General features: G+C 69.0%; 20 protein-coding genes. 9 read left to right on the top strand and 11 right to left on the bottom strand.

The window, feature by feature from the left end; translation table 11 throughout:
- Positions 1–5: 5 nt before the first annotated feature.
- The 10 genes from ACWC2B_RS36325 to ACWC2B_RS36280 all read right to left on the bottom strand — a co-directional run bounded on the left by ACWC2B_RS36325 (position 6) and on the right by ACWC2B_RS36280 (position 11,390).
- A complete protein-coding gene (locus tag ACWC2B_RS36325) occupies positions 6–1,064 on the bottom strand; it encodes a DegT/DnrJ/EryC1/StrS family aminotransferase (protein WP_450724347.1) in 1,059 nt (352 codons plus the stop codon).
- A gap of 58 nt (positions 1,065–1,122) precedes the next feature.
- Positions 1,123–2,511, bottom strand: a complete 1,389-nt coding sequence (locus tag ACWC2B_RS36320) for a glycosyltransferase (RefSeq protein ID WP_450724345.1) — start codon at positions 2,509–2,511, stop codon at positions 1,123–1,125.
- A 386-nt stretch (positions 2,512–2,897) separates the two neighbouring features.
- Complete coding sequence (locus tag ACWC2B_RS36315; protein WP_450724343.1) at positions 2,898–4,508, bottom strand: GMC oxidoreductase; 1,611 nt, start codon at positions 4,506–4,508, stop codon at positions 2,898–2,900.
- 303 nt (positions 4,509–4,811) lie between these two features.
- Positions 4,812–4,958 (bottom strand): hypothetical protein, encoded by a 147-nt coding sequence (locus tag ACWC2B_RS36310; RefSeq protein ID WP_450724341.1) that lies wholly within the window; start codon positions 4,956–4,958, stop codon positions 4,812–4,814.
- Position 4,959: 1 nt separating this feature from the next.
- On the bottom strand, positions 4,960–5,319 hold the full coding sequence (locus ACWC2B_RS36305; RefSeq protein ID WP_450724340.1) for a hypothetical protein: 360 nt from the start codon (positions 5,317–5,319) through the stop codon (positions 4,960–4,962).
- 129 nt (positions 5,320–5,448) lie between these two features.
- A complete protein-coding gene (locus ACWC2B_RS36300) occupies positions 5,449–5,820 on the bottom strand; it encodes a hypothetical protein (protein ID WP_450724338.1) in 372 nt (123 codons plus the stop codon).
- A 332-nt stretch (positions 5,821–6,152) separates the two neighbouring features.
- On the bottom strand, positions 6,153–6,749 hold the full coding sequence (locus ACWC2B_RS36295; protein WP_450724336.1) for a hypothetical protein: 597 nt from the start codon (positions 6,747–6,749) through the stop codon (positions 6,153–6,155).
- A gap of 471 nt (positions 6,750–7,220) precedes the next feature.
- On the bottom strand, positions 7,221–7,517 hold the full coding sequence (locus ACWC2B_RS36290) for a hypothetical protein (protein ID WP_450724334.1): 297 nt from the start codon (positions 7,515–7,517) through the stop codon (positions 7,221–7,223).
- 978 nt (positions 7,518–8,495) lie between these two features.
- On the bottom strand, positions 8,496–9,800 hold the full coding sequence (locus tag ACWC2B_RS36285; RefSeq protein ID WP_450724332.1) for a sensor histidine kinase: 1,305 nt from the start codon (positions 9,798–9,800) through the stop codon (positions 8,496–8,498).
- A gap of 99 nt (positions 9,801–9,899) precedes the next feature.
- Complete coding sequence (locus tag ACWC2B_RS36280; RefSeq protein WP_450724330.1) at positions 9,900–11,390, bottom strand: MMPL family transporter; 1,491 nt, start codon at positions 11,388–11,390, stop codon at positions 9,900–9,902.
- Positions 11,391–11,683: 293 nt separating this feature from the next.
- Here ACWC2B_RS36280 and ACWC2B_RS36275 point away from each other — a divergent pair, with 293 nt between their 5' ends.
- From ACWC2B_RS36275 to ACWC2B_RS36250, 6 genes are all read left to right on the top strand, one after another.
- Positions 11,684–12,619 carry a 3-oxoacyl-[acyl-carrier-protein] synthase III C-terminal domain-containing protein gene (locus tag ACWC2B_RS36275; protein ID WP_450724328.1) on the top strand — a complete coding sequence of 312 codons (936 nt, stop codon included), beginning with the start codon at positions 11,684–11,686 and terminating at the stop codon, positions 12,617–12,619.
- A gap of 151 nt (positions 12,620–12,770) precedes the next feature.
- Positions 12,771–14,186, top strand: coding sequence for a preATP grasp domain-containing protein (locus tag ACWC2B_RS36270; protein ID WP_450724326.1), 1,416 nt, complete (start codon positions 12,771–12,773; stop codon positions 14,184–14,186).
- Positions 14,176–15,465, top strand: coding sequence for a type III PLP-dependent enzyme (locus ACWC2B_RS36265; protein ID WP_450724324.1), 1,290 nt, complete (start codon positions 14,176–14,178; stop codon positions 15,463–15,465). Before ACWC2B_RS36270 ends, ACWC2B_RS36265 begins: the two co-directional genes overlap by 11 nt.
- Before the next feature lie 64 nt (positions 15,466–15,529).
- On the top strand, positions 15,530–15,802 hold the full coding sequence (locus ACWC2B_RS36260; RefSeq protein ID WP_450724322.1) for an acyl carrier protein: 273 nt from the start codon (positions 15,530–15,532) through the stop codon (positions 15,800–15,802).
- A 2-nt stretch (positions 15,803–15,804) separates the two neighbouring features.
- Positions 15,805–16,743, top strand: coding sequence for a hypothetical protein (locus ACWC2B_RS36255; protein ID WP_450724320.1), 939 nt, complete (start codon positions 15,805–15,807; stop codon positions 16,741–16,743).
- Positions 16,740–17,447, top strand: a complete 708-nt coding sequence (locus ACWC2B_RS36250; protein ID WP_450724318.1) for a 4'-phosphopantetheinyl transferase family protein — start codon at positions 16,740–16,742, stop codon at positions 17,445–17,447. Before ACWC2B_RS36255 ends, ACWC2B_RS36250 begins: the two co-directional genes overlap by 4 nt.
- Here the strand turns inward: ACWC2B_RS36250 and ACWC2B_RS36245 are convergent.
- A complete protein-coding gene (locus ACWC2B_RS36245; protein WP_450724352.1) occupies positions 17,419–18,081 on the bottom strand; it encodes a LuxR C-terminal-related transcriptional regulator in 663 nt (220 codons plus the stop codon). The genes ACWC2B_RS36250 and ACWC2B_RS36245 overlap by 29 nt on opposite strands.
- 223 nt (positions 18,082–18,304) lie before the next feature.
- Between ACWC2B_RS36245 and sbnB the strand changes: the two genes are divergently transcribed.
- The 3 genes from sbnB to ACWC2B_RS36230 all read left to right on the top strand — a co-directional run.
- Positions 18,305–19,348: a 2,3-diaminopropionate biosynthesis protein SbnB gene (sbnB, locus tag ACWC2B_RS36240; protein WP_450724316.1), complete on the top strand. Its 1,044-nt coding sequence runs from the start codon at positions 18,305–18,307 to the stop codon at positions 19,346–19,348.
- 51 nt (positions 19,349–19,399) lie between these two features.
- Entirely contained in the window at positions 19,400–20,431 is a 1,032-nt protein-coding gene (gene sbnA, locus ACWC2B_RS36235; RefSeq protein WP_450724314.1) for a 2,3-diaminopropionate biosynthesis protein SbnA, read from the top strand.
- A 42-nt stretch (positions 20,432–20,473) separates the two neighbouring features.
- The coding region (locus ACWC2B_RS36230) for an AMP-binding protein (RefSeq protein WP_450724312.1) at positions 20,474–22,968 on the top strand (2,495 nt) is incomplete at its 3' end.

The raw sequence follows: 22,968 nt of genomic DNA, 5'->3' as shown, positions 1-22,968 counted from the left end.
GTCCGTCAGCCGGCGCCGTAGAACGCGCGGACCCTGTCGATCACGAAGTCCTGGTCGGCGGCCGTGAGTTCGGTGTGGGTGGGCAGATACAGCCCGTCCTCGGCAAACGCATGTGCCTTGAGCGAGGGCCAGTCGGGATGGAAGTACATGGGCTGCTGGCTCATCGGCTTGAAGAACAGCCGGGTCTCGATCGACTCACCAGTCAGGAACTCCCGCAGCTCCGCACGGCGCTCGGCCCGCAGGTCGTACATCCACAACACGTCCCTCGGCGGCATCAACGTGATACCAGGAACGTCGGCAAGGCCCTCGTCATAACGCCGCTCGATCTCGCGCCGGGTTTCGAGGATGTCGTCAAGCCGTTCGACCTGGCCGAGCGCGATGGCGGCCTGCATGGCCGTCATGCGGAAGTTGTAGGCGACCTTCTTGTGCAGGAAACTGTGGTCCTTGGTGAAGGCCATGGCTCGCAGGTGCGCCAGTTGCCCGGCCAGCTTGGGGTCGTCGGTGAGGCAGATGCCGCCCTCTCCCGCCGTAATGATCTTGTTGGCGAACAGTGAATAGCAGGCGATGTCCCCGACCGGACGGATGCCGTGGGCCTCGGCGCTGTCCTCCACGACCCGCAGGTTGTACTGGTACGCAATATCCATAACGGCGTCCATGTCGCAACGCCTGCCATAGATGTGAACGGGCATCACGGCCTTCGTGCGCGCCGTGATCTTCTCCTCGATGCGGGTGACATCGATGTTGAGATCGTCCCCGCAGTCCACGAACACGGGCGTCGCACCGGTATAGGTGACCGCCCACGCCGAAGCGATCATCGTGAACTCCGGGACGATGACCTCATCACCCGGGCCGATCCCCAATGCCCGCAGCGCGAGCGTGAGCGCCGCCGTCCCCGACGAACAGGAAACGCCGTGCGCGATCCCGTTGTATTCGGCGAAGGCACGCTCGAACCTCTGGACCATCGGGCCCTGAGAAGATATCCAGCCGTCCTCGACGGTGGTGGTCAGATACTCCAACTCCCTGCCGTCCAGAGCGGGCCTGGAAACCGGGTACTTGAAAGACATCCGCTGCCTCTTCCTGGTCTTCCTCGTGGTCCTGGTACGTATGTGGGTGCGCGCGGCCTTACGCCGGAGCCGGAGCCAGGGCCGAATGCCCGAGGATCAGCTCGGCAGCGGTCTCCCGGCCGCCGGCCGCACGCTGCAGGGCACCGAGCCGCTTCGCGTTCTCATGGAAGGAAGGGGTCTCAAGCACCCGCGTGAGCTTGTCGAGCACGTCGTCGACGTCGATGTCCCGCGGCCGGTCGAGGGTCAGACTGATACCGAAGTCCCGGCCGCGTACGGCCTGGTCGTAGCAGTCCACCCACAACGGCCGGACCACGAGCGGCTTGCCGAAATACACGCCCTCGTTGTAGCCGTTGCCGCCACCGTGGGTGAAGAACACCTTCACGTTCGGATGAGCCAGCACGTCCAACTGCGAGGGCACCCAGTTCTCGATACGGAGATTCGCCGGCAAGGACTCCTTCGGCGGCAGCAGATGCTGCTGCTCCGACGGCAGCTTCCACAGCACCTGATGCCGGCCCTCAAGCCGACGGGTGACCTCCACCATGGAATTGACCTGGTGCTGGGTGAGCCGGGTGATCGTCCCGAACCCCACATAGACGACCGAGGACTGCTCATCCAGCCACTGCGAAAGTACGTGGTCCTGTGATGCTTCCGGTAACGGCGGCACCATCGCACCGACCAGCCGCACCTTCTCCGGAATGTCGAAGGGATAGTCCAGCTCGGCGATCGAATTGCACAGCACCAGATCGGCGTGCTCGATCCGCGCCATCGGACTGAGCGGCCCGAGCCCGTGCGCTTTGCGCCGCCGGTTGTCCTCCGAGACCACCTTGCCCATCTGTGGCGTGCAGAACATCGCCAGCGTCCGCCACTTGAAGAGCGCGTTGCTCATCCGCTGGGTGGGCGTCATCGGGTGCGGCAGCCCCGTGTGCGGTACGGGGAAGTCCCCCGGCGTGTAGCCCTTGGAGAAGGGAGTGAACGCCGTCAGCACATTGCTCGGCACGAACGGCACACTCAGCATGTACGGAATCTTCCGAGAAATAGCCAATTCGATCCCGAAAGCGCTGATGCAGTCGATGACCATCAGCGCCGGCCGCACCTCGTCGACGAAGGCCGCCAACTTGCGGAACTTCTCCTCGTGTCGCCACGGCTTGTAAGAGTGCCGGATCACCGCGCGGTGCGCCTTGAAACGCGAGGGCTGAGTGACCTCGCGATAGACCGTGTCGTCCCACGTCACCGCCGACAACTCGGTGGCCACGTCGCCCAGCGAGACGAACTCCACCTCGGACCCGACCGAGATCCTCTTCATATCCCCGCGCCGGGGCTCATCGGTGGCGAACCAGAGATCCGGAACGTTCTGACGGGAGAGCTCTTCGGCGAGCACGAGCAGTGGATTGACCAACCCACTCTCCGGAAGGCTGACGAAGAGGATCGGCCGTCGGGCGGATTCCATGGATTCCCTTTCGCGAGGACGGACGGGGTTCGGCGAGCACCCCCTCATGCGGATCGACTGGCCGCACCTCTCTTTGATCTCACGCCACCCACCGGAAAATCCGTAGAACCCGTCCGGCATTTCGGGGCGGGGGGCGAACCGACTGCCGGATGCCGTACCGGAGGCAGAGGCAGAGGCAGAGGCGGGTGTGGTGCCGGAGACCGGCGCGCAAGGTGCCGGCGGACGCGGGACCTCCGCCACCGCGCACGCCGCATGGCGGGCTGCGAACCCCTGCCATGCGGCGGCACAACGGCCCACTGCGGTATCCCGCCCCGCGAAGGGCACGGGAACCGCGCGACCGGCCTCGGACGACACGCAGCGAAGGGACCGCCATTCCGGCGGAGCATTCAGGACGCGGTCTTGACGTCCTCCGCGATGATTCGCTCGATGTTCCGCTCGGCCAGGGCCGTGATGGTCACGAAGGGGTTGACTCCGATGGACCCCGGGATGAGCGCGCCGTCCGTGACATAGAGGTTGCGGTAGCCGGCGACCCGGCCGTACCCGTCGGTGGCCTTGCCCAGGACGCAGCCGCCGAGCGGGTGGTAGCAGAAGTCGTCGGAGAAGTTCTTCAGCTGCGGCCCGAACAAGTCGTAGCGGTACATCGTCGTGTTGGCCTTGTTGATCCGGTCGAACAGCGACCTCGCGGCATCGACCGCGGGCCTGTTCTGATCCCGGGTCCAGCGCAGCACCGCCCGGTCGCTGGCCTTGTCGTAGACGAAGGTGCCGCGCTCCGGGTTCTTGGTGATCGCCAGATAGAGACTGACCCAGGTCTCCAGGCCGGCGGGCATCGGCGCGATCTCCGCGAAGACCGGGGCGGCGGGGTTGTTCCAGTCGTCGATGCCCAGGGCGGGAATCGACGACTGGTGGGCACCGGTGGGGTTCCAGACGTGGTTGGCCCGGCCGGTCATGATGTTGCCGTTGGGGCCCCAGCCCGCGCCGACCTCGGCATTGAGCTCGGGCAGTGCACCGGTGTCCCGGGCGCGCACCAGCAGCTCGGTGGAGCCGAGACTGCCGGCGCCGAGGAACAGATGGCCACAGGCGATCTCCTTGTGGGCGAGGACCCTGCCGTCGGCGTCGGTCTGGTCCACGGACAGAACATAGCTGCCGTCCGCCTGCTGACTGATCGCCTTGACCTGGTGCAGGGTCTCGATGGTGACCTTGCCGGTGCCGAGCGCGGCAGCCAAGTAGGTCTTGTCCAGGCTCTGCTTGCCGTGGTTGTTGCCGTAGATGACCTCGCCCGCCAGCGCGGACTTGGGCACCTCACCGGCGTCCTCACGTTGCATGTGGCCGAAGTCGTAGACGTTGGGTACGAAGGTGGTGCTCAGGCCCGCCTTGCCCGCCTGTTCGCGCGAGACCCGCGCGAACTTGTACCACTCCGTCCTCTCGAACCAGCCCTGGTCGATGTGGTTCACCTTGAGCATGGAGTTGGCGCGCGGGAAGTACTGCTCATACATCTGTGAGGCGTCCACGTGCGGCAGCACCTCCTCGAAGTACGCGCGCTTCGGTACGACGGCCATGCCGCCGTTGACCAGCGAACCGCCGCCGACACCCCGACCCACGTACACCGACATCTGGTCGAAGTGCACCTTGTCCAGCACTCCCGCATACGGGGTGATGTCCCGGTTGATCACATCCAGCCACAGGAACGAGCCCAGCGGGGCCTCGGTGCGCGACTTGAACCAGCTCGACCGGCGGTCGGGCGTGAGCATTCCGCAGAAGACGTTGCCGTCGCCCGCGGGCTTGTTCCACAGCTGGCCCATTTCGAGCATGAGCGTCGGAATCCCGGCCTCGCCGAGCCGCAGCGCGGATACCGCGGCGCCGTATCCCGTACCGATCACCACGGCGGGTACGAACGAGCCGCTGTCGGCCCGCGGACTCCGCTTTTCGGCGGCCGCGGCACGCGGGGCGACGGAAATCGTGGTCATTCCGGCGACGGCGGCGCTACTGAGCGCTGCCATTCCGAGCAGACGGCGTCGTGACAGATGCTGGTTCTGCTGGTTGTCAAACACGCTGATAGTACCCCGATCTTCACCAACAAGACTTTCCCCGCAGGGCTGTTCCGCGGGGGCCGTCCCGGTGGGAGCCGCGGGCGGTCCGTCATCGGCCCGAACCGCCGCGCGCCCCCATCCTCATCACGAAAGACTGCGGGAAATGCCAGAGGTCCGAGGGCCGTTGACCGCCTACAATGCGACGCCCCTCCGGATCGGCGCCGCCTCGGCGGGAGCGCGACACCTGTCTCACCCGCCGCCCGCCGACGAGTTTCAGATCGTTCGGCAGAGGCGGGCGGCATCCAGCATCGCGGCATGGACATTTCTGCTTGCCACCGAGTCCCCCATGCGGAACAGCTGGAACGAACCGTATTCGTCGCGCACCACCGACTGGGGCTTACGAGCCAGCAGTTCCGCCACGTCAACGGCCCCCCAGGTTGGTCGAGGAATCGAGCAGTTCGTCGTAGGGCTCCTGGACCGGCTCTGTGCCCATCTCAGCCACGACGGCATCGAAGGTGCGGTGCTCGCGGAAAACGAAGCCGTCCACACCGAGTTCCACCGCCAAGCCCTCCGGAGTCCTGGTGACCCCGTGCAGCCGTCGAAGGGGCGTGACCTCGACACCGATTTCCGCCAATGCATTGACGTAGCCGGACGCCGTCAGCGAGCCGACGTCGGGTGAGAGCGTGCGCTCTGGCATGACGATCTCGGCGGTAGCGCCACTTTGGACGAGGGCCTCCACCGCGTCGAGCGCCTGGTTGCCGCCGTGGTCGTCGTAGACCATCACATGCCCCCGCAGCCGTCCCGCACCGGCGAGTACGTCCCGTCGCGGCCAGCGCCCAGCCTGAGCAAAGTCAGTGGCGTCTGAACAGAATGGGCGGCCGGGTATCGGGCGTCGTGTGATGCAATTGGCTCATCGCGCCAGCGCGATTTCGCCGCTGACCAGCGGCGTGTGCCTATGGCCAGTGTCCCCCCTCGGACACTTTCCACGTGTGCACATCAGAGCGGGTTGTGACTCAACAGTCACGATCCGCTCTTTTGCATAGTGGACGAGGTTGAGGCCCAGGGCTTCGTGGAGGCGTTGTTTGTTCTCGGGTTCGGCTGATGGCAGGGCTGAGGTGATGTCGCCGAGCTGTTCGACCAGCTCGTGGATCTCGGCTTCGGTGAGCACGGTGCGGCGGGCGGAGGTGGTCTCGCTGAGTTGGCGTTGGGCGGCGGCTTTCTCGGTCTGGGTCTGGTTGATCCATCCGGTGACGAGTTCTGGAGGGGAGGAGCGGCGCTGCACAGCAGCCCGCACCTCCCCTCTCCCGCTGCCGAGCGTCCTGATACGAAGAACGCCAGCTCCTTAAGAAGCAACTCGTCGAACGAGCCACGCAGTGCTCACCCACGCGCCAGCGTGGCCTCCCACTTCGTCATGCGGGAACCCTGCCCAACGAGAGACGACGCCATGGCTCCAAGCCCCCTGCAACGCTCCGCCTCAATTCCGTTCGGTGGCCCTGGCCGTCGGTGACGGTCTGTTGGGTGCCCTGGCGCGGGATCACGGTGGGCTGTTTCCCGCTGAACGCTGTCGGCGGGGCAATGGCGTACTGCTGTGGGGCAGAGTTGGCGATTGAGGGGTCAGAGGAGCTTCTGCGGGCCCTGGTACTGGTCGACGGGTGCGATGTTGCAGGCGGCCTTGGGGCCGCCGAGGGCGTGCCCACCGATGCCCTCGCCCTCGGGCAGCGGCACCAGGCAGCGGCCGTCGATGTTGATGAGCGGGGCACCGTAGGTGTTGAGGATGCCGCCCGAGTCGCCCGCGATGACGGTGTTGCCGTTGCTGGTCCCGAAGTCCGTGGCGCCGGTGCCACTCGCCGCGCTGCCGCCGTTACCGGTGGTGCCAGTGCCAGTGCCGGTGCCGGTGCCGGTGCCGGTGGTGCCAGTGCCAGTGCCAGTGCCAGTGGTGCCAGTGCCGCAACTGCAACCGGTGCCGGTGCCGCTCGTGGTCGGGCCCTGCGCAGCGCCGGCGAGGAGGCTCTGGAGCGCGGCGGTGGGGATCTGAACTGGGATGGTGGAGGGGGTGGTGGTGTTGGCCTGAGGCTTAGTGGAAGTGGTGGTGGGCTGGGGCTTGGTGGAGGTGTTCTGGGCCGGGGGCTTGGGCCATGCCGAGGCGGGCGCGGCGATGGCCATCGTGGCGGCGGTGGCGAGGGCCGCTCCGGCGAGAACCTTCTTGATCACGGTTGTGCTCCCATTCAGTGGTTGGTGAGGGGTGACAGGCCCGCCCTGTGGAACCTGCCGCCCCTTGGAACGAGGAATGTGCACAATACGTCACAAAGTGGGCACATTTGGGCCAATACGCGGTGGGGGCTGGTGCGTCCGCTGTCCGCCGGCGGCCTCCCTGGGGCCGCAGGCGCGGCCACACCCGGAAGCGAACGTCCTTGGCCGCTGACGGCACCGGTATGGGCGCGCAATTTCCGGTGCCCCGCCCCGAACGGCGGCGTTCTTGAATGCGCAGGGTCCCGAGGCCGTGTCCGGACCTCGGGACCCTTGTGCACTCTCCAACGCGCCGGGTTCAACGGTTCTCCGCAGTCCCGGTCACCCGCTTCCCCCGCCCGGCCCATTGAGGGGTGCTGCGGGCTGCGCAGGCTTGTCGTTCGTAGCTCGTCGTGCCGGGTTTCCTGGAGGGAGACCCCTACGCCGGACGGTGCGTCAGAGCAGCTTCTGCGGGGCCAGGAACTGGTTGACCGGCGCGACCTGGCACTCGTTCTTGAGACCGCTGAGGCCATGCCCGCCGATGCCCTCGCCTTCGGGCATCGGCACCGCGCAGCGCAGGTCGACGCCGCCGAGCGGAGCGCCGTGGTTGTTGAGGATGCCGCCTGACGCGCCGGAGATGGCAGTCTCGCCGTTGCTGGTCCCGAAGTTCCCAGTGTCTGCCGAGGCGGGCACGGCGACGGCCATCGTTGCGGCGGTGGCGAGGGCCGCCCCGGCGAGAACCTTCTTGATCACGGTTGTACTCCCGTTCGGTGGTTCAGAGAGGGGTGACAGGCCCTCCCCGTGGGGAAGCCTGTCGTCCCTGGAACGAGGAACCTGGACAACACGTCACAAGTTGTGCCCATTCGGGCCAATGCTCGACTCGTCGGCGCAACAGTCACCGGGCTCGCGCGCTCCGCGACGCCCCTGCGGCCCCACCAGTGGCCAGGCGAGAGGCCGGGCTGTCGGCAGTGGCGATGGTCCGCTGTCCGCCATGGCCCGTTCCGCGGGCGGACCCGCAGAAGCCATGGTTGCGACCGCTCCGACGCCACCGGCACGGACACGCATGTCCGGTACCCCGGCACGACCTGCGGGGTTGTGGGTGCGCCGGGTCCCAGGGCGACTGGTCAGACCCCGGGACCCTTCAGGGCGCTCTCCACCGTGATCTTGCCCCGGGTTCAACGACTCCCCCCAGCCCCGGTCACCCCGCTTCCCCCGCCCAGCCCAATTACGAGCCCGGCGAGCCGTGAATGCACCCCACCTCGGCGCGGCATGAGGAGAGTTGACCTGGTCCGCGCCGAGCTCATCTCCCTCAGGGGAACGTGAGGACGGGCTTGATGACGTGGCCTGCTGACGCGGCCTTGGCAGCGGCTTCGATGTCGCTGAAGGGGAACTCGGTGATGAGTTTGTCCAACGGGATATGAGCCAGGGCCGTTAACTTTACGGACCCCGGGCATGCTGCTCGCAGCATGGCTGGTGCACCGCTTCGTCGAACGCCCCGCCGTCCGTGCACTCAAGCGCCACATCACGCCGCTCTCCACCTGAGGGCCCTTCGCGGGCGAATCGCGGGAAACCTGTCCCCGTTGCGGCGGCCAGCAGGCACTCGACCACAAGGCGGCACCACCGGTCGAACCGGTGGTGCCGCCTTGTGCCGGCCGCTGGCGTCCCCGTCCGTTCCGCCACCGCCGCCGGTCTTCTCGTCGATGCCGGCGAGCCGGCTCGCCCAAGGGGCGGTCAGACCCCGGTCGTCAGCTTGCAGGGGACCTGAAGCGTGACTGTCGTCGGGCCGCCCGGAGGGCTGCTGATGCCGAGCGTGCCGTCGAAGGCGCTGATGCGGCGTTCGATGCCGAGCAGGCCACTGCCCGCCTCGGCGCCCGCGCCGCCGTGGCCGTCGTCGGTGACGGTGATGAAGAGCGCGCCGGTCCGGTGCTGAAGGTCGATCAGGACGCGGCGGGCGCCGGAGTGCTTGGTCGCGTTGGCAAGGAGCTCGCAGACGGCGAAGTAGCCGGCGGACTCCACCGCGGGTTCCGGCCGGGCCTGCAGATTCGCGGTGACGTGGACCTGGAGGTGGCTCTCCAGGGCGAGGGATCGTACGGCGTCGACCAGGCCGCGGTCGGCGAGCACGGGCGGGTGGATGCCGCGTACCAGATTGCGAAGTTCCTCCAGGGCCTGCACCGAGGCGTCCCGGGTCTCGGCCAGCAGGGCGCGGGCGGCCTCGGGGTTCTGGTCCAGGAGCGACTCCGCGGCGCCGATCTTCATGCCCATGGCGAGCAGGCGGGCCTGTGCGCCGTCGTGCAGGTCACGCTCGATGCGGCGGATCTCGGCGGCGGAGGAGTCCACGACGTCGGTGCGGGTCCGGGCCAGGTGCTGGACGCGGTGCGACATGCGGGACCGTTCGGTGGGCGCGAGCAGCGAGTGGGTCAGACGGGCGTGCAGGCGCAGTACGTACGGTGCGATGAAGAGGCCGACGGGGATCTCGACGAAGCCGAGCACGGCGGCCATGACGGCGTCGTTGTGGTCGTTGAGCGGGATGAACATGTACCAGCTGCCGTCCCAGGCGGTGACCACCGGCTCCCAGATCAGGGGCAGCAGCAGGCCGAAGATGCCGTGCGCGAGCATGCCGAAGGGGATGATCGCGAGGAGTCCGCCGACGGTTATGGAGACCTGCGCCCACAGCAGGTCGCGCCAGGTGGCGCTGTCGGTGAAGAGCGCCTCGCACTTGCGCCAGGCGCCGAGCCAGCCGCCCTGCTGCGGGGGAGCGGCCCGGTAGGGGGAGGCGATCTCGACCCCGCTCGCGGCGGTCATCCGGCGCTGTGCCTGGGCCGACCAGCGCACCGCCGCGACCATGGGCGGGACCAGGAACAGGCCGACGCCGATGAGCACCAGGGACATCGCGGTGAGGGCGAACCAGGCGAGGAACACGGCCAGGAGCCCGAGTCCGAACATGGCGAGCCCACGGCCCATCGCCACCCAGCCCGCCGTGAACCACGAGCGTCCCTGCCGCACTCCGTGCGGGGAACCGGTCGAACCATCCGTCATGTCAGTCGTCTCCATGTTGCTCGGCCCGGGAGGGTCGCCCCCGTTGTCTACTGTTGATCATCTTGGGCGTTGCGCAGGCGAAGGTCAGTAGGCTTAGCCCTACTTCTCGCGGGAGGTGGGACCCGTCCCGCGTGCGGGTGCCTGGGGGCGCAGGCGTCGGCCGCCCAGCAGGATGAGCAGGGAGGGCAGGGTCAATGCCCGTACGAGGGTGGCGTTCAGAGCCACCGAGGTGATCAGTACGACGCTGAGCCGCCCCACTTCGCCGGAACACAGCTGCGTGGCGAGCGCGAACACGGTGCCCATCACGGTGGCGCCGCCGGTGACGGCATCCGACGTGCCGGTCAGGCCGCGCACCGTAGCCTCGCGCGCGGGCATCCCGTGGGCCCCGTACTCCAGGACGTGACCGACCACGAAGCGGTGGAGGTTGACGGACACCGCCAGGGCGAGAACGAAGCTCAACAGCGGCGCCCAGGCGGCGGTGGTGCTGTGGCCCCAAGTACCGGGGGCCTGCCGGGGTTTCCACACGGTCAGGATCAGCAGGGCGAGCCCGCAGGACGCGGCGGACGCGAGCGCACTGGGCAGCGTGACCGCGAGGGCCGCGGGTGCGGAGCGGAACACGGCGGTCAGGACAGCGAAGGTCAGCAGGACCGTGGAAAGGGCCACCGCACCCACCGTGAGTTCGGTGGTGCTGCCGTCCGAAGCGCCGCCGATGCCGATCGGCCCGCCTGTCGGATCCCACCACAGCAGAGGCAGGGCGAGCAGGCAGAGCACGACAGTCGAGGACACCAGCGTCACGACCGGCCGCCGGACGCCGGGCCGCAGCAGGGCGGGCCACAGCCGCGGCGGTCCGAGTCGGTAGGCCAGGCGCCACAGCACGGGCAGCCGGGGCCAGCCCAATCGCCGTCCGTAGCGCGCGCACACGGCGGGCAGCACGGTGAGCGAGGCCAGCATGACGGCGGCGACGGTGAGGATCACCCCGGTCGCCACGGCGGACAGCATCGCGTCACCGGAGGCGTAGAGCCCACAGGTCACCACGATCGTCACGCAACAGGACCGGAGCACCGAGCGGCTGGAGGCGGCAGCGGTGCCGGCCGGGCCCGGCCGGTTGGGCCAGCGCCGCCAGGTCAGCCGCTCGCGCCACAGGTAGACCAGCGAATGGATGAGGCCGAGCGACGCCCCGAGCACGGCGGCCAGGGCGAGCACCGACAGGGTCGGGCCGTGGTCCGCGAAGCACAGCGCGGCGAGCGCCCACCATCCGGTGGCGGCGGCCACCGCGCTGAGGGCGACGAGCACGGTGAGGAGCGCCGGAGGGATCGCGGCGAGCAGGCAGGTCATCACCACCAGGACGACCATCGCCGCGATCAGCAGCGTGCCCGCGGGGCCCACCCCCGTGAGGCCGCCGCTGAAGGGTTCGGCGGCGCCGGCTCGCGCGGTGTCCAGCCAGACTGTCCGGCGCGCCCGCAGGGCGAGGCCGCCCGCAACGACCGAGGCGGCCACGACGGCCAGCCAGAGTGCGATCGCCCGCCGGGGATGGGCGGCGCTCCAGCCGGCCACCCGGTCCACGGCCGCCGCCAGGCCTGTCACGACCACGGGTACCTCTTTCTCTCGAACCTCCCCTGGAGCCCGGAAATGTGTTCAGGGGCAGGACGTTCACCATGCTGGTGGTGTGCCTGACCGAGTGCACACCTGTTAAACCGCCCGTCAAAAGTGGGCCTAGCACTACTGCGGAAACCTGGAAGTCTCCCTGAACACCCCGCGATAAACACTGTCATTGGGCGGTCACTCGACTGTCAGTGGCTTTCGCAACACTGTCCGGGACAGCATGCCGGTGGGTTACGGAAGACGGGGAGCGCGAGAGTGCCGAGATGTGCCGGAGCGGCTGAATGACATCGTTGACGGCTGTTTCCACCTATCTCCCGAAGAGCGTCCCCATCGCTGAGCTCGCGGAACAATCTGCAGTGGACGAAGCGCAGGTGAAGCGCTTCCAGCGATTCTACGGACTGTCCGCGGTCTGCCGTTCCCCGCGCCGTCGGGAGGACGAGCTGCTGCTTGCCGCAGCGTCCGGACTCGACGCGCTGCGCGGGCGGGAAGACCGAGTCCGGTATGTAATCCAGGCCCGCACTTTTGTCAGCAGCAGCCCGGATCCTACCAGTTCACTCCGGCGCGTCGCCGAGGAACTCGGGCTGCGCAGGGCCGCCGTCCTTTCGGTGACGCAGCAGGCCTGCGCATCGGGAATGCAAGCTGTGGACACAGCCCGCACGTTGCTGGCCGCCGACGGCGACCCGGAGGCGTTCGCCCTGGTCCTGACCGGCGAGAAGACCTTCACTCCCGCGGCCCGCGGGGTCCCGCGGAGCAATATCGGGGGAGAGGGCGCGGCTGCCGTCCTGGTGCGGCTCGGCGGCGCACGGGACGGCGACCGGATTCTCGGTTACGCGTCCCGCACGCTCGGCCGGTTCTACGACGACGTCATCACCGGCGAGGAATCACCCGCCGAATTCAACAAGGCCTATCCGGGCGCGCTCGCCGAAGTGATGCGGGCCGCCTGCGAGGAGGCCGGGATTTCCTTCGACGATGTTGACCTGGTCATCCCGCACAATGTCAACACCATTTCCTGGAGAGGGGTTTCCGGGGAGGTCGGGATTCCGATGGAGCGCATCTTCCTGGACAACATCCCGGTCACCGGCCACTGCTTCGCCGCGGATCCGTTCATCAATTACGGAACGGCCGCCCAACGCGGCCTTCTGCGGCCGGGATCGTGCTATCTCCTGACGGCAGTCGGTCTCGGCGCGACCTTCTCGGCCATGGTCGTCCAGCGCTGACCGCGCAACCCCGCCGACAGCCTCACCGTGCCGGCTGCCGAATCGCGCTGACGACGCGACTGTGCCGACCACCGAACAGTGCCCTCGCCGTACAGCGCCCACCGTCGAACCCGCCGGTCAGCCGGCGAGGTGAAGGGAACCACGGAAAATCATGGAAACTCTGCTGCCGGGATTCAACGCCCGGCTCAAGTCCGCCGTAGCCGGAACGACGAAGACACCTTTCGTCTTCCTCGGGAATTTCGAGGTCGAGGAGCAGTGGGCCGTCGGGGAGCCCGGGCTGCCCCGCCTCGGGTTCAACGACGGCGGCGCTGTCGTCAACTCCATGGACGAGTTCGCCCTGCTCCTGGCGGGGGAGGGCGACCACGTCGTCCTCAAGGACCGCCCCGATCCCGGGTACTTGGCGTACCTCGAAGGGCTGGGCCTGAAGCTCCCGGTCCTGCATGTCGTCGCCGCCCCCGAGCCTCGGCGGACCGTGACCCAGGACGCGCTGGCCGACCCCGCGCTCCGGGCCGTACTGGCCTCGCTCGCCGGCACGGACGAGCCCGCCCCGCTGCTCTACGCGCACGGCGTCTCCCTGGTCGAGGAGGAGCTGTCCGGGGCGACCGGGCTCGGGCTCGCGCACCCGACGGCCGCCGTCTGCAAGGCCGTCAACAGCAAGATCTACAGCCGTCGGCTCGCCGACGAGCTGGGCCTGGCCCAGCCGCGCGGCTGGGCGTGCGACACCGCCGCCGAGTTCGACGAGGCCGTCGGCGCGGCCCGGGAACTCCTCGCGCAGGGACGGAAGGTCGTCCTCAAGGACGCCTTCGGCGTGTCCGGCAAGGGCATCATGGTCGTCGAGAGCGAGCGGCGCCTCGACCGCGTCCACCGCATGGTCCTCTCCCGGGCCGAGAAGGCCGGCAGCGACCGGGTCGGTCTGGTCGTCGAGGAGTGGGTGGCCAAGCAGACCGACCTCAACTACCAGGTCACGGTCGGCCGCGACGGCTCGGTGCACTTCGACTTCGTCAAGGAGGCCCTCACCGAGGGCGGCACCCACAAGGGCCACCGGATGCCCGCCCGGCTCACCGCCGAGCAGACCGAGCGGATCACCGACGCCGGGCTGCGGCTCGGTGAACGCCTCGCCGCCGACGGGTACTTCGGGGTCGCGGGCATGGACGCGCTGCTCACCCCGGACGGCGGTGTGTTCCCGGTCATCGAGATCAACGCGCGGAACAACATGTCCACGTACCAGGTACTCCTCCAGGAAGCCTTCGTCGGCGAGGGCCGGGTCGCGCTCGCCCGGCACTACCCGCTGAAGCCGACCGCGCCCATCGCCTTCGACACGCTGCGCGGCGCCCTGGACGGGCTGCTCCTCGATCGCCCCGAAGGCAGCGGCCTGCTGGTCAACAACTTCGCCACGGTCAACGCGGCCGTGCGCGCCGCCGAAACCGCCACGGACCCCACCGCGAGCACCGACGGCCGGCTCTACGGCCTCGTCGTGGCCGACACCGCGGAACAGGTCTCCGCGATCGACACAGAGATCACCGCCCGCCTCACCGCGGTGACGGAAGGAGCCGGACATGACAACTGAGTTCGAGATCCAGGGCATCGGCGTCGGCGAGCTCGCCGAGCGGTACGGCACGCCCCTGTACGTGTACGACGGCGACGCGCTCGCCGGGCACTTCCAGCGCCTTCGCGCGCTCCTGCACCCGCGCGCCGAGATCTTCTTCTCCCTCAAGGCCAACCCGAACATCTCGGTCTGCGCGCTGCTCGGCGCGCAGGGGGCCCGTGCGGAGATCTCCTCGATGACCGAGCTGATCACCGCCCGGCGGGCCGGGATCACGCCGGAGAACATCATCTTCCTCGGCCCGGGCAAGAGCCGCGAGGAACTGGCCGCCTGCCTCGACGAGGGCATCTACGCCGTCATCTGCGAGTCCCTCGGCGAGCTCGCCCTCATCGACGAGCTCGCCCGGGAACGCGGCATCACCGCGGACGTCGCGCTGCGCGTCAACCCCAGCTTCTCGGTCAAGGGCTCGGGCTTGACGATGGGCGGCAAGCCCCGCCAGTTCGGCATCGACGAGGCCCAGCTCCTCGACCTGCCCGATCTGACGGAGCGTCATCCGAACGTGCGCCTGATGGGCGTCCAGGTCTACCTGGGCACCCGCATCCTCGACGAGGACGTCATCGCCGAGAACACCGGCCGCATCTTCGACCTGGCCGAGCGCCTCGCCGAGAAGCTCGGCTTCCCGCTGGAACTGGTCGACTTCGGCGGCGGTTTCGGCGTCGCGTACTTCGACGGCGAACGGGACCTCGACCCGGAGGTGCTCGCCGCCCGGCTGAACCCCGTCATCGACGCGTTCGCCGCACGGCACCCGGAGACCCGGCTCATCAACGAGCTGGGCCGCTACCTCACCGCGCCGTTCGGCACGTACGTGACCCGGGTCCGCTACGTGAAGACGTCGATGAACGAGAACTTCGCGGTCGTCGACGGCGGCACCAACCACCACATGGCGGCCGTCGGCATCGGCTCCTTCGTCAAGCGGAACTTCCCGATCCAGCTGCTCAACCGGACCGACGGGGAAGCCGCCGAGAGCTGGAACATCACCGGGCCGCTCTGCACCCCCAACGACACGCTCGGCAAGAAGGTCAAGCTGCCCGCGCTGCGGCCCGGCGACCTCATCGGCGTCCTGCGCTCCGGTGCCTACGGCCCGACCGCATCGCCCGTGCACTTCCTGAGCCACGGATACCCCGCCGAGGTGCTCGTCGCCTCGGGCCGCAGTCACCTGGTCGGCGAGCGGGAGCAGGCCACGGACCTGCTGCGCCGCCAGCACCTGTACGTACCCGAAGCCCCCGCGGAACAGTCCAACTGACCTGTCCGCGAGGGGAGTTCTCCCCGCTCCACCAGACACAACCCATGAGGAAGAGGAACCGATCATGACGCAGGCCATCGACACCGAGGCTCAGGAACAGGTCATCGCAAAGGTCCGCGAGGCGCTGGCCGACGTGCTCGCACGGGAGCTGCCGGACCTCGGCGGCGACGCCCGGCTCTTCGACGACTACGGCCTGGACTCCACCGGCGTACTCGATCTGCTGATGCGCCTCGAAGAGGCCTTCGACGTCGAGTTCGACACCGAGGAGCTGGAGATGCACCACTTCGCGACCGTACGCACGCTGGCCGACTACGTGGCCTCCGCGGCGAGCGCGTAGCCGTGTACCGCACCGGCTCCATCGACCGGCCCGCCCCGGTCCGCGCATGCCCGCGAGGCCGCGCCGACCGTACGGCGGGCGGGCTGCGACTCGTCGCGGCCGGGCACCGCACCTTCGGCGCCAAGCCCGCGACGCCCGCGGACCCGTTCCTGGTCAGGCTCTACTCCGACATGGCCGGGCAGTACGGCACCACGTTCGACCGCGAGCGCCTGGAGCGGGCCAACCGCAACACCTTCGCCGAGATGGCGGCGGAACTGCTCGGCGTGCTCCCGCCGTTCGCGGACCCCTTCGACCTGGTGCTCGTCGCGTCCGCGGTGCCCGACTTCGACACCCGCGTCTCGGCGGCGTCGTACCTCACCGAGGCTCTGCCCGGCGCCCCCCTGGCCTTCGCCGTGGGGGAGCAGGGCGACGCGGCCCCGCACACCGCACTGCGGCTCGCGGCCCAGTACGCCCGCCAGGGGCAGGGCCGCCAGGTCCTGCTCACCGTCATGGACCAGACGACGGTGCCCTCCGACCCCTTGCCGCCGCGACAGGGCGAGGGCGCGCGCGACAGCGCGGTCGCGCTGCTGCTCGCCGAGGAAGGGCCGGGAGCGCCGCTGTCGGTGCGCCAGGAGAGCGCGCTGGGCGCCGATGACGCCCGCGCCCTGCTGGCCGAGGCACTGGGCGGGCCGCTGTCGGACGGTGCCGCGCCGGCCGTGATCCTCGGACCGGGCTTCGACGCGCGACGCGACCTCCCGGCAGGGTTTTCCGGCGAGGTGCTGCGGCCCTCGCCGGAGTTCCCCTGCACCGGGGCGTGGGCCGTGCTCGCCGAGCACCTGCCCCGCTGGACGGGCAGCCGCAGCCGGGTCCTGGTCGCCGACTACGAACCCGAAGTCGGCCAACTCTCCCTGAGCCAAGCCGACTTCGCGCTCGCCGACGTCGTACCGGCCGCCGCGGCATGACCCGTCCCGCAGGTCCGCCCCGGGACACGGTGCACGTATGGCGGATCTCGCTGACCGCCTCCCCGCCGCTGCTCGCCCGGCTGTCCGCCGTCCTGGACGCCGAGGAGCGGCGGCGCGGGGCGGCGGCAGCGTTCCCGGAGATCCGGCGCCGCCACACCGTCTCGCACGGCGTCACGCGCCAGATCCTCGGCCGCTACCTGGACACCCCGCCGCACCACCTGCGCTTCGGTCACGGAGACTGGGGCAAGCCGGGTCTCGTCTGCCACGCGGACCTCCGCTTCAGCCTCTCCCACTGCGACGACCTCGCACTGCTCGCCGTCACCACGGGTCGCGACGTCGGCGTAGACATCGAGCGCGTCCACGGCGGCGACCGGACCCGGCTCGCCGACCGCCATTTCCCGCGGGCCGAAGCCGAGTTGGTACGTGCCGGAGGCGACCGCGCCGAGTCCGCGGCCCGCTTCGCCAGGCTGTGGACCCGCAAGGAGGCATGGGTCAAGGCAGCCGGGGGACGGCTGCTCCAGAACTTCCACCTGCCGGTGTCCGGCCCCGACACCGAGGTGTACGAGGATCCCGCCGGCCGCTTCGGCGGCAGGTGGCGGCTGTCCGCGCTGCCCGCCCCCGACGGCTACGCCGCCGCCCTGGCCCTCGCGGACGCGCACTCCTTCAGGACCGAGCTCAAATCGTGGCCCGGTTCGACTGGTTGAGGTAGGCGAGCACCGCTCGCACCCGCCGGTTGTCGTCCTTGGACGGCAGCAGGTGCAGCTTGCTGAAGATGTTGTTGATGTGCTTCCCGATCGCCTTGTCGGTGACGAACAGCGACTCGGCGATGCGGGCGTTCGACTTGCCCTCGGCCATCTGCCCGAGCACCTCGAACTCCCGCTGGGTCAGGCTCTCCAGGAGCTCGTTGCGTGTGCCGCTGCCCAGCAGGTGCTTGATCACCTTGGGGTCCATGGCGGTCCCGCCGCCCGCGACACTGCGTACGGCCTCGATGAACTGGCCGCTGTTGAGCACCCGGTCCTTGAGCAGATAGCCGACCGAGCCCACACCGTCCGCCAGCAACTCGCGGGCGTACAGCTGCTCCACGTACTGGGAGAGCACGAGCACGGGCAGCCCCGGAATGCGGCGGCGGGCCTCAAGGGCCACCTGGATTCCCTCATCCGTGTAAGAAGGCGGCAGCCGCACGTCGACCACGGCCACATCGGGCCGCTGCTCGACCAGCGCCGTCAGCAGGTCCGGCGCGTTGTCGACGGACGCCACGATGGAAAACCCGTTGGCGGTCAGCAGACGCTCCAGACCCTCCCTCAGAAGAAAGAGGTCTTCTCCGAGGACGACACGCATCATGGCCCTTTCCACGGTGGCCTGCGGTTCGGCGCCGGACCACCGCGGACAGCGCATGTACGGGTGTGACGGTACCCGGCGCCAATGACAGGCCAATGACGTTTTCCCGCACCGGGCCGCCCGGCCAGGGCCCCTCGCGACGGTAAGTGACCCGTCACTGAAACGTCACTGGGCTCAGGGAATGTGATGCCGTCAGCGTTTCGGACCCAATGATGGAGTGTCCATGCCCGCCTCTGGCAATGAGGTCCCGTCCTTCTCCGTCATCTCCGGTGCCCAGGTGCATCAGGTGCTGGAAGGCCAGGAGAAGCAGATCGTCGAGCTGGTCGACTATGCCTACCGTGTCCACGGAGTCGGCGACACCGTCAACCCGCCCTCGTATTTCCTGCGTTTCGAGGACCGGCCGTCCTCGCGCATCATCGCGCTGCCCGCTTCGGTCGGCGGGGAGATCGGCGTCGACGGCATCAAATGGATTTCGAGTTTCCCCGAGAACATCACCGAGGGGCTGCCGCGCGCATCCGCCGTCCTGATCCTCAACGACCAGAAGACCGGCTACCCCTTCGCCTGCATGGAGAGCTCCATCGTGAGCGCCGTGCGCACCGCGGCCTCGGCCGCCCTCGCCGCCGACTGGCTCACCCGTGAGCGCGGCCGCCCCGTGCGGGTCGGTTTCGTCGGGACCGGCCTCATCGCCCGCTACATCCACACCTACCTGACCGGCAGCGGCTGGACGTTCGACGAGGTGGGGGTGCACGACCTCAGCGCCGAGTACGCCGCGGGCTTCGGCTCCTACCTGGAGCAGTCGGGGTCGCCGGCCCGCATCACCGTCCACGACGACGCCGAGAGCCTGATCCGCTCCAGCGACCTGGTCGTCTTCGCGACCGTCGCGGGCACCCCGTACGTCACGAACCCGGGCTGGTTCTCGCACAACCCGGTCGTCCTCAACGTCTCGCTGCGCGACCTCGGCCCCGAGGTCATCAAGGCCTCCTCCAATGTCGTCGACGACGTCGAGCACGTCCTGAAGGCCAACACCTCGGTCCACCTCGTCGAGCAGGAGGTCGGCAACCGCTACTTCTTGAACGGGACGCTGCACAACGTCATGACCGGAATGGTGAAGATTCCCACCAACCGGCCCGTGGTGTTCTCCCCGTTCGGCCTCGGCGTGCTCGACCTGACCGTCGCCAAGTACGTGTACGACGAGCTCGTCCGCGCGGGCGAACTGGGCGTCGTCGACGGCTTCTTCCACGAACTCTCGCGGCACGGGAAGAAGTAGCACCCTCCCCGCCACCAGGACCATCCTCTTTGCGGTTGGGAGACCCCTGACGTGACAGTGATATCCACCCCCCATGAATTCAACGTGCCCGATCTCTTCGTGGACCTGAAGGACCTTCTCGGGGACCAGCTCTATCTCAAGTGCGAAGGCTTCAACTTCGCCGGGTCCATCAAGCTGAAGGCCGCCGTCGAGATGGTGACCCGGGGCGAGCGGGCCGGAACGCTGCGGCCCGGAATGACGCTCGTCGAGTCGTCCTCGGGAAACCTGGGCGTCGCCCTCAGCCTGGTGGCCGCGAGCATGGGCTACCGCTTCGTGTGCGTCACCGACAACCGGTGCACCCTCGCCAACCGGCAGCGCATGGAGAACCTCGGCGCCCAGGTCCGCGTCATCACCGCCCCCGACGAGACCGGCGGGTTCCTCGGCGCCCGCATCCGGCACGTCAAGGAACTGTGTGCCGCCAACGACGGATACGTATGGCTCAACCAGTACGCCAACCCCGGCAACTGGATGAGCCACTACCGCACCACCGGGCCCGAGATCGCCGCCCAATTCCCGGACCTGGACGTCCTGTTCATCGGCGCCGGCACCACCGGCACCCTCATGGGCTGCGCCCGCTACTTCCGTGAGCAGCACCCCGTCGTCACCGTGGTCGCCGTCGACAGCGTCGGCTCCGTCACCTTCGGCACCCCGCCGGGCCCGCGCATGATCCCGGGCCTGGGTACCAGCGTCCGCCCGGATCTCCTCGACGAGTCGTTCGTCGACGCCGTCGTCCACGTGCCGGAGGCCGACACCATCCGGATGTGCCACCGCCTGGTGAAGGGCGGTTTCGTCTTCGGCGGCTCCACGGGGACGGTCCTGAGCGGCGCCCAGCAGTGGATCCGCGAGAACCGGCCCGAGCGCGACATCGTCGGCGTCGCGATCTCCCCCGACCTCGGCGACCACTACCTGGACACCGTCTACCGGGACAAGTGGGTCCAGGACATCTACGGCCTCGACCCGGCCGAGCCGCCGGAGCGGCCCGGACCCGCCGCACCGCCCCCACGGCCACAGATGGAGTCCGCCTCCATCGACTCGGCCCGCTGAACCGCATTTCCCGTTGAAGGTCCTCCAGGAGGTTTTGCCGTCATGAACGCACGTTTCCCATCCGGTCTGCCGCTCACCATGGCCCAGACCGAGATCTGGTTCGACGAGCAGTTCACCGACGGCTCCCTCGCCTACAACATGGCGGACCACTTCGACATCCGCGGCCCGCTGGACACCGCCCTCCTGGAACAGGCGCTCGGCCTGGCCCTCGCCGAAGCCGAGTGCTTCCGGACCCGCTTCGTGGAGGGCACCGGGGAGCAGACCGGCGAGGTCCGCCAGATCGTCGAGCCGCTGCCCGGCCTCCCGTACGTCACCGTCGACCTCAGCGGAACGCCCGACCCGGAGGCAGCGGCCCGGCAGTGGATGGCGGCCGACCTGGAGAGGCCCATCGACGTGACGGCCTTCCCGCTGTTCCGGGCCGCCCTGCTCGCCCTCGCACCGGACCGGGCGTTCCTCTACCTGTGCGCCCACCACATCGTCTGCGACAGTTTCGTACGCCCCCTCTTCTACCGGCGCCTCGCCGAGCTCTACACCGCGCTGCACGAAGGCCGGTCGACGAGCGAGGGCCAACTGCCGCCACTGAGCGCGCTGTTGGACGACGAGCGGGAGTACGCGGCATCGCGCCGCTTCGCCCGCGACCGCGACCACTGGGCCCGCGCCTTCGCCGACGGCCCCGCCCCGGTCAGCTTCGCCCCGGGGGAGCCGGTCCCCGCCCGTGGGTTCCTGCGCCGCAGCGTGTGCCTGGAACAGCCCACCGTCCAGCGCCTGCGCGCCGCTGCCCGCGACGCCGGGGTCACCTGGCCCACCCTGGTCATCGCCGCGGCCGGCGCCTACACCCAGCGCATGACCGGCGCCGACGAGATCCTCCTGACCCTGCCCGTCAACGCCCGCACCAGCGCCGCGGGCCGCTCGGTACCCGGCATGGTCGCCAACTACCTGCCCCTGCGCCTCGCGATCGGTCCCGGGACCAGCCCGGCCCAGCTGCTGCGCGAGGTCGCCACCGGCCTGCTGCGGACGCTGAAGCACCAGCGCTACCGCGGTGATCGGGTGCGCCGGGACATGGGGTTGCGCGCGGACGACCGCAGACCGTTCGGCCCGTTCGTCAACGTCCTGCCCCCGGAGCCCGAGTTGAGCTTCGGCACCTGCTCGGTGACGCTGCACAACCTGTCCACCGGCATTGTCAACGACTTCATGTTCGCCGTCTCCGACTCGGCCGACGAGCACGTCGAGATCCATCTCAACGCCAACCCCGAGCTGTACACGGCCGAGGAAGTCGAGGCCCACCGCGACCGGTTCGCCGCCTTCCTCGACGCCTTCTCACGCTGCCCCTCCGACCGGCCGTTGGCCGGGGTGGGTGTGCTGAGCGAGGGGGAGTCGCGGCGGCTCCTGGTGGAGTGGAACGACACGGAGCGCGGCGGCGACTTCACGGGTGTGGTCGAACGCGTACGGGAAACCGCCGCACAGCGGCCGGACGCGGTCGCCGTCATCTACGGTGAACTCTCCGTGTCCTACGGCTCGTTGGCGCTCTGGGCCGACGATCTGGCCGGCCGCCTGAGGTCGGCCGGGACCGGCTCCCTCGTGGCGGTCCTCGCCGAGCCCGGCGCCCACTACGTCGGTGGCGTCCTGGGCGTCCTCGGCGCCGGAAGCGCATGGCTGCCCCTGGACGTGGAAGCGCCTCTGGCCCGCCAGAGCGGACTGCTCTCCGACAGCGGGGCCCGCGTCCTGCTCGCCGGACCCGGACAGCGCGCACAGGCCGAACACATCGCGGCGGCCACCGGACATCCGGTCACCGTCCTCGTCCTGGACACACCGTTCGCGGCAGGCCCGGTCGACCTGTCTGCTCTTGGTCCGCTGCGTGGCAGTGGTGATGACTTGGCGTATGTGATTTATACGTCTGGTTCGACGGGGCGTCCTAAGGGGGCGATGGTTCATCGCCGGGGCATGGTCAACCATCTTCTCGCGAAGGTGGAAGACCTGGGTTTGTCGTCGGCTGACTCTCTGATTCATAACGCGCCGGTGACGTTTGACATTTCGGTGTGGCAGATGTTGGCCGCGTTGATGGTGGGTGGTACGACGCGGGTGGTGGACCGCGTCACGGCGGGTGATCCTGATGCGCTGTTCGGGGTGGCAACTGCCGGGCGGGTCACGGTGCTTGAGGTGGTTCCTTCGCTTTTGCGGGCTGCGCTGGATGCGTGGGAGGCCACGGGTGGCTTCCCCGTGTTGTCGGACCTGCGTCACCTTGTGGTGACGGGTGAGGCGTTGCCGGCCGATGTGTGCCGCCGTTGGTTTGCCCGCTACCCCCGTATTCCGCTGGTCAATGCCTACGGTCCCACCGAGTGCTCCGACGATGTCACCCACGCCGTCCTGACCCCGGACAGCGAGCTGGGCACGCGTGTGCCCATCGGCCGAGTCGTGCGCAACACCCGCCTGTACGTCCTCGACGACGCGCTGCGTCTTGTGCCCGTCGGCACGCCGGGCGAACTGTATGTCGCGGGCACCGGCGTGGGTCGCGGATATCTGGGTGATCCGGGGCGTAC

Source organism: Streptomyces sp. NPDC001415, assembly GCF_053597395.1.
Note: the sequence above shows the minus strand (reverse complement) of the source record. Positions and strands in the feature narration are given on the sequence as shown.

Coding starts and splice junctions, on each gene's coding strand:
- ACWC2B_RS36325 (WP_450724347.1), bottom strand. CDS start 1,064: ATGTCTTTCAAGTACCCGGTTTCCAGGCCCGCTCTGGACGGCAGGGAG.
- ACWC2B_RS36320 (WP_450724345.1), bottom strand. CDS start 2,511: ATGGAATCCGCCCGACGGCCGATCCTCTTCGTCAGCCTTCCGGAGAGT.
- ACWC2B_RS36315 (WP_450724343.1), bottom strand. CDS start 4,508: ATGGCAGCGCTCAGTAGCGCCGCCGTCGCCGGAATGACCACGATTTCC.
- ACWC2B_RS36305 (WP_450724340.1), bottom strand. CDS start 5,319: ATGGTCTACGACGACCACGGCGGCAACCAGGCGCTCGACGCGGTGGAG.
- ACWC2B_RS36285 (WP_450724332.1), bottom strand. CDS start 9,800: ATGACGGATGGTTCGACCGGTTCCCCGCACGGAGTGCGGCAGGGACGC.
- ACWC2B_RS36275 (WP_450724328.1), top strand. CDS start 11,684: ATGACATCGTTGACGGCTGTTTCCACCTATCTCCCGAAGAGCGTCCCC.
- ACWC2B_RS36270 (WP_450724326.1), top strand. CDS start 12,771: ATGGAAACTCTGCTGCCGGGATTCAACGCCCGGCTCAAGTCCGCCGTA.
- ACWC2B_RS36265 (WP_450724324.1), top strand. CDS start 14,176: ATGACAACTGAGTTCGAGATCCAGGGCATCGGCGTCGGCGAGCTCGCC.
- ACWC2B_RS36260 (WP_450724322.1), top strand. CDS start 15,530: ATGACGCAGGCCATCGACACCGAGGCTCAGGAACAGGTCATCGCAAAG.
- ACWC2B_RS36250 (WP_450724318.1), top strand. CDS start 16,740: ATGACCCGTCCCGCAGGTCCGCCCCGGGACACGGTGCACGTATGGCGG.
- ACWC2B_RS36245 (WP_450724352.1), bottom strand. CDS start 18,081: ATGCGTGTCGTCCTCGGAGAAGACCTCTTTCTTCTGAGGGAGGGTCTG.
- sbnB (WP_450724316.1), top strand. CDS start 18,305: ATGCCCGCCTCTGGCAATGAGGTCCCGTCCTTCTCCGTCATCTCCGGT.